Origin of the sequence: Brachyspira sp. G79, from assembly GCF_002379365.1 — a bacterium.
Lineage (GTDB): Bacteria > Spirochaetota > Brachyspiria > Brachyspirales > Brachyspiraceae > Brachyspira.
In genome coordinates this window covers 274455-281966 of sequence record NZ_JQIU01000009.1, presented here as the reverse complement: position 1 = coordinate 281966, position 7512 = coordinate 274455, and the positions used below count along the sequence as shown (strand labels likewise).

Genomic DNA, 7512 nt, shown 5'->3' with positions numbered 1-7512 from the left:
CTATACTTTATAAAAAATATATAAGGAAATATGAAAGGAATAAAAAAGGTGTAACTAACTGTTACACCAAAGATAATAAAATTATAATAGTAGATTATATAAAATAAAGATAAAAGTTATTTACTATTAGTTTATAATAAAAAATATTATTTTCAATAAAAATTAATATTATAATTTTTTATTAAACATATCAATGATATAATAATACTCTTTGCTATTTTAAAAACAGTAATATAATATTGATATCAATATTGAACATAGTTTTAACTCCTGTTAAGATTATGTGCGGCTGTAGGCTTTGCAGAGCTTACAGCTGATTTTTTTTAATTATAATCATCAGATTTCTTTTTAATAAAAACTTTATACTATAAATAAAAAACTATAACCCTTATTAACCTTTTTTATTGTTGATTTTTTATTTCATTTTTTATAGAATGATTAAATAAAAATAATAGGATGTATATTATGAAAAAAATATTATTAATATTATTTATTTTAAGTTTTAATATATTTGCCCAAAACAATGATATTATTAAAGCAATAATGGATGAAAATTCAATTATAATAGAAAAAGTAATGAAAGATAATATAGATGCTAATGCATTAATTACAAATAGGGTTGTGAATAAAGCATATACGCCATTAATATATGCTATTATTTTAGGAAAAACTGATACAGTAAGAGAATTAATAAAAAGAGGTGCTGATGTTAATAAAACTGTTACAAATCAAAATTCAGTTACAGTACCAATAATTACCGCTAGTTCATCTGGAAATATTGACGTATTAAGAGAACTTATAAAAAATGATGCTTATATAAATAAGAGAGATGACTATAGAAATAATGCATTATTCTATGCTAAAAATGCAGATATAGTTAAAGAGCTTATAAAAAATAAAATTGATTTCAATATAATAAATAAAAAAGGAGAAACACCATTATTTTATTCAAAAAATAAAGAAATAGCAGCTGAATTAATAAAACTAGGAATTGATGTAAATGCAAAAGATAATGATGGAAATACAGCATTATTTACTGTAGGATATAATGTTGTAGAACAATTGGTAGCCTCTGGAGCTGAATTAGAAATAAGGAATAATAAAGGAAATACGGCATTATTAGATATTCCTTTTTCAACTGATTTATATCTTAAAAAACTTGAAGCATTAGTAAAAATGGGAGCAAATATAGATGCCAAAGATAAAAATGATGATACCTTATTAATAAAGTCCATATGTGATAATGATATCAAACTCACCAAAAAACTATTAGAACTAGGGGCAGATATAGAGATTAGAGATAAAAATGGAAATACTCCTCTAATGGTAGCGATATTGCAGTACGAATTAAGATATGACATTTTTAATGAAAAAGATTTAAATATAATAATTGAATTAGTTAATTATGGTGCAGATATTTATTCAAAACATCAATATGGTATAACTCCTTATAGCACAGCAGAAGACATAGGAAATAAAGAAATATTAGATATTTTTAATAATAGATAAATTATTATTTTGTTAAACCGATAATAGATTATATCTAAGAAAACAACTCTATTCTTTTCAAAAGTCAAGCAAATTTTTTAGAATAAAAATGGAGTTGTTTTTTTATGCTTAATGCTGAAAAATATAATCTTTATGATTATTCCAAAGATGTCAATTTTATCCTTCAATTTGCTGATTATCTTTCTATAGATAAAAGCCAATCAACCGTAAAAACATATAAAAATAATATTATATATTTTTTTAAGTTCATAATAAAACAAGATAATGATTATTCTATCGCCACAGGCGGCACCACAGGTGGGCAGTCGCCACAGTCGTCTTTCTCTGAAAAAGACTATCACTATATTTGCAATACTGAAGTCTTATACAAAAATATAAATAAAGAATTATTAGAAAAATATATATCATATCAAACAGAAATTAAATTATCATCTGATATTATCAACTGCAGAATAAATGTTGTTAAAAGTTATTTAAAGTTTTTGCATAAGAAAAAAATAATAGAAGCTAAAATATTGATAGATACTTTTGATGATATAAAAAGACCAAAGCCAATAATAAAAGAGCAGTTAGTAGTAAAAGCAAATCAAACTTTAGATATTATAAAAAAAATAGAAAGAACTTCAAAAGAAAGTTTCACAAATCAAAGAAATATTTTAATGATGCTTTTAATGTCAAACACAGGTATTCGCAGAAAGGAAACTGCAGGAATAGATATTAGAAATATTAATCTTGAAAACAAAACTATAACTATTTATAAAACCAAAGGAAGCAAGCCTCGTATAGTTGTTTTTTCTGATATGATTAAAGATGTATTAATTGATTATATAGCAGAGCGTGATGAGATATTAAAAAAAAATAAAATTAAAGAACAGAATAATCTTTTTATAAAAAATAATGGTCAGGATTTAGCAATAGAAACTATGACTATGATTATGAGAATAATATCAAAAAGAAATAAGGTAAAAATAACCTGCCATTCTTTTAGACGTGGGTTTGCAACTGATATGGCAGAGAGCGGAACAGAAACTTATTTAATAAGCAAGATGATGGGACATTCAAATATTAACACAACAACGAGCAGATATATTTATGTGCTTATGAATATGATAAAAAATGCAATGAGTAATCACCCATTCAATAAAGCAAATACAGAAAAAATAAATAGAGATAATGAAATCAAAAATATAAAAAATGACTTTCAGGAAAATATAACAAATACACTTAATACAATAGTCATCAAAATGAATGAGCTTAATAATAGGATTGATAAACTGAGTATAAAAAATAGATAGCTAGGCTATATATTAATACTATACCGTAATACTGTATAATAAAATATAAATAAATTTATATTTGCGGACGCTTTTTTAAAAAAAATGATGTCGGTATGAATTTTTTTAAAAAATAAATAAAAAGTAATCAGCCTAAATAAAAAAAGAGGGTAAGGTTCTAGGAAAACCTTACCCTTGAAAAAACATAACTTTCACTTACGAGGATACAATTATGTCTAACATCAAAATTATATTACTATTTTTAAAAATAGTAAATATCGTTTTATTAATTTTATTTGAAATTATTAATCAAAATAAATATCAAAAATTATATTCAATATTAAAAATCATTAGAGAATATAAGCTCATTAAAAATTAACTCAAAACTTTTTGATTTAACTTTTTATCATTGATTTGGTGATTTTTCGCAAACTGTCATTCTGCTAATTTTAAAGAACAGTAGTTTACGGTCGTAAACTGTCATTCTGCTAATTTCAAAGAATAGCAGTTTACAGTCGCAAACTGTCATTTTGTTAATTTCAAAGAATAGCAGTTTACAGTCGCAAACTGTCATTTTGTTAATTTCAGAGAATAGCAGTTTACGGTCGCAAACTGTCATTTTGTTAATTTCAAAGAATAGCAGTTTACGGTCGCAAACTGTCATTTTGTTAATTTCAAAGAATAGCAGTTTACGGTATAATTTTTTTATAATATTTTTTAATATTTTTTCTATAAAAGGCGTTTTGTAATGCTGATTTATGCTATTGCGATAACATCATCAAAAATTGAGTTTTGATTTTTTATTTGAAGGGCTTTATTTGAAGCGTAGAGGCTTGTTTTTAGGGCTTTTTTAGGTTTAATATAGATTTATGTATGCCCAATTAAAAAACTTCAAAAACAGGGCTTTTTTTATAAATACCAGATAACTATGTTTTTTAGTTTTTTATTTTTAAAATCTTTAAATCAAAAAGAAAGTTTTTAAAGTAGGTAGTAGTAGTTAACTACTACTGCAAGAAATGTGCCAATTAATTTTACTACTACCACTACTACTGCTTTTACTCAAATTTATTTTATTGAATAATTAGTTTTAAAAATTTTTTGTATTTTGTTGACTTTAAAATTATTTTGTGTATATTAGTAATTGCTGATAAAAATAAAAAATGCTATCAAAAAAAGGCGTGAGAAACCTTTAGCATTGAAGGATAAAACATGTATAATATAGTTGTATTATGCTCTGGTATATTGTATACTTTGAGTAAGGTTAATAATAGTTCTTTTAATTTAATAGCTAGAAATGCAGTACAAGTAATGATTATATTATACTCTCAAAATTATAATCCTTCTTGTATTTTTATCAGCAATAAAAATAAATACTTGTACTGCTTTTTCATAGATTTTAAAAAATTCGTTAAACTTTTAAGTTTTCAGTATATTGTAATGTTTTATTAAATTTGTTATTATTATGTTAATAAAATATATGGGAATAAATATGATGAATAAATCTATAAAAGGTGTTTTAATAAGAAAAAATGTATCGCTTAAAAAATTTAATACTTTCAGGATTAATGCTAAAGCCTCAGAGTTTTATATTCCAGAAACTATTAACGGATTTATAGATTTAATAAAACTTCTTAATGAAAAAAATAAAAGATATTTAATATTAGGAGGAGGAAGTAATATATTATTTTTGGATAAGATAATAGAGTTTCCAATAATATATACAGGTTTTTTCAGCCGTATAGAACATACTTCACATAATATATTATCCTATTCTGGGGCAAGAGTTATTGACACTGTAAAATACGCTTATAAAAATGCATTTACAGGTTTGGAATTTTTATATGGTTTACCCGGAAGCATAGGAGGAGCTGCTTATATGAATGCAAGATGTTATGAACATTCTGTATCTGAGTTTATAGACAGTGTGGGAATAATAGATGACAATATTGAGTATATGCATATAGGAAATAATGAATGCCAATATGATTATAAAAAAAGTATTTTTCAGGATAAAAAATATATTATTTTAGATGTGAGATTTAAATTAAATAAATCATCGAAAAAATTAATAAAACCAGAAATGAATAAATATCTTAAAGACAGAAAAACAAAACATCAATTTAAATACCCTTCTGCAGGAAGTACATTTTTAAATGATTATAATACAAATATGATAGCAGGAAAAGTTATAGACTCTATCAATATGCGGGGTGTAAGACTCGGAGGAGCTATGGTTTCTCCTTATCATGCAAATTTTATAGTTAATTATAATAATGCCTCTGGTTATGATATACTTAATCTTATGAGAAAGGTAAAAGAAGAAGTATATAATCAAAAGGGAATTACTCTTAATGCCGAAGTGAGAATAATATCCAATGATGAAGAGGCAAAATTATAATAAAATTATAGTATTATAAACTATAAGAAAACTCTATTATGGCATATGTTTTATTATCTTCATTATCAAACTTGAGTAAAACTTTATCATCAATTAAAGCTTTTTTCACTACTATAGTATCATATAAAGCAGCAGGAACTCTATACTCTATTCTTATTCTCTTAAAATTATCATCGGCATAATCTATAGCCATATCAATATACCTTGCATTATTAACATGATTATTATCATCTATGCAGTATTTTTTTACTTTAAATCTCTCAATTTCTTTTAACAAATTATTATCAGTTTTTATTTTTCTAGGAAGATAATTCATATCCTGTTTTTTATCAAATTTATAATTTTCTATAAATGAGGAAGGGACCCTAATCAAAGCACCGCTTGATAAATCTACAAATCCTCCTATAGCATAGCAAATAGCAAGTTCATTATCATTTTCATCATATATTACAGTATTTCTATATCCATACGCCTCATTGCATTCATATACATAAGTGCGTACTGTTATTTTATCGCTATATTTTGGGAGTTTATATATATCAACCTGTCTTGATACTAAAAACATACTTATATTATTTTCATTAAAATATTTTGTAAGCTCTATATCAGAATCCAATTGAAAAAAAGAACAATCCTGCATAAGATCAAATATAGATGACACTTTTAAAAGTCCGTCTTTATCTATTTGGCTTGTTCCTACTACTGTTTTCATTTCGTACATAATACAATAACCTTTTATTATAACTTATTTTTAGAAAATATTATAATACTAAAAATATAATTGTCAAAGATAATTAATTTCTTAGTTTTTCAAGTGCCTCTTCTCTGTTTTGTTTAGCCCTTTCATAATCAGGATTTATTTCTATAGCTTTATCATAATCTTTTACAGCCTCTTCATAAAAACCAAGACAATATTTTGCAAAGCCTCTGTTGTTATAAGCGTCAGCAGATTTATGATTTAATTCTATAACCTTATTATAATTTTTTATAGCTTCTTTATAATCTGATAAATTATAATATGAAAGTGCTTTATTATAATATGCATCTATATTATTATTAAACTCTGTTACAATATCATAATCTTTTATAGCTTCTTCATGAAGACCAAGATTATTTTTTGCAAGTGCTCTATTATAATATGCATCAATATATGAAGGCTCTATATTTAATGATGTATCAAAATCGCTTATAGCTTCTTCATAAAAACCTAATGCACTTTTAGAGTTGCCTCTGTTATTGTATGCATAATAATACTGGGCATTTAATTCTATAGCTTTATCAAAATCTTTTATAGCCTCTTCATAAAGTCCGAGATTATACTTTGCTATTCCTCTGTTATTATACGCATCAGTATATTCATCATATATCTCTAAAGATTTATTTATATCTAGTATAGCCTCATTATATAGCTTTAATCCTATTTTGCAAACTCCTCTATTATTATATGCATATGCACTGCTTGAAGGAGAAATCTCTATTGCCTTATTATAATAAAAAATAGCCTCTTCATAAAGTCCAAGGCTTCTTTTAGCATCGCCTATACCATTATATGCATATATATCTTTATCATCTAATTCTAAAACTTTTTTATAATCTTCTATAGCTTCTATGTATTGTTTTGAAATTAATTTTATAAATGCTCTGTCGCTGTATGCATCTATATTAGTGCTGTCTAAAATAATAGCTTTATCAATATCTTTTAAAGCTTCTTCATAATGTCCTAAATTACCTTTAGCAAAACCTCTGTCATCATATGCTTTTGAATGTGTAGGAAGTAATTCTATCACTTTATCATAGTCTTTTACAGCTTCTTCATAAAGACCCAAATTGCATTTTGTATTTGCTCTGTTATAGTAAAGTTCGGCATAATTTTCATCTGTTTCTATTGCCTTATCATAGTAATTAATAGCTTCTTCAAAATTACCTAAAGCATTTTCTGAAAGTGCTAAATAGTTATATATTCCTGATTTAGTATTTTCTTCTTTATTCAAGGCTTTGTTAAATAGTTCTACAGCTTTTTTATATTCGCCTTCTTTAAATAGTTTTAAACCTTCTTCAAAGTATGACATTTTATTTCCTTATTTTTTTTATAATAATATAGTAATGAAAAATATAAAATAAAGCTTTGTTTTGTCAAGTGAAATGTTTATAAAAATAATACAATATATTTATGCTTGATTTTTATATTTATTATATTATAATGGTTACCGATTTTTAATTTACTATTATTGGGTTTATGAGGATATAATTTATGGAAGAAAACAGCATTCAAAATAATACTGCAAATGAAAAAACAAATGCAATAAATGATATAAATGGTAAAATAGGCAA

The 7512-nt window shown here is 24.5% G+C and carries 5 protein-coding genes; 3 read left to right on the top strand and 2 right to left on the bottom strand.

From position 1 onward, the window contains the following. Positions 1-465 precede the first annotated feature (465 nt). The 3 genes from KQ44_RS14185 (at position 466) to murB (ending at position 5181) form a co-directional block, all read left to right on the top strand. Entirely contained in the window at positions 466-1509 is a 1044-nt protein-coding gene (locus KQ44_RS14185; RefSeq protein ID WP_069732136.1) for an ankyrin repeat domain-containing protein, read from the top strand. 104 nt (positions 1510-1613) lie between these two features. Then, positions 1614-2804: a site-specific integrase gene (locus KQ44_RS14180; protein WP_096737993.1), complete on the top strand. Its 1191-nt coding sequence runs from the start codon at positions 1614-1616 to the stop codon at positions 2802-2804. 1471 nt (positions 2805-4275) lie between these two features. Continuing rightward, on the top strand, positions 4276-5181 hold the full coding sequence (murB, locus tag KQ44_RS14170; RefSeq protein WP_096738004.1) for a UDP-N-acetylmuramate dehydrogenase: 906 nt from the start codon (positions 4276-4278) through the stop codon (positions 5179-5181). A gap of 13 nt (positions 5182-5194) precedes the next feature. On the opposite strand, the gene KQ44_RS14165 is transcribed toward murB, so the two are convergent. After that, on the bottom strand, positions 5195-5902 hold the full coding sequence (locus tag KQ44_RS14165; protein WP_096737991.1) for an acyl-ACP thioesterase domain-containing protein: 708 nt from the start codon (positions 5900-5902) through the stop codon (positions 5195-5197). Between the two features lie 73 nt (positions 5903-5975). Then, positions 5976-7250: a tetratricopeptide repeat protein gene (locus KQ44_RS14160; protein ID WP_096737990.1), complete on the bottom strand. Its 1275-nt coding sequence runs from the start codon at positions 7248-7250 to the stop codon at positions 5976-5978. Positions 7251-7512: the final 262 nt, after the last annotated feature.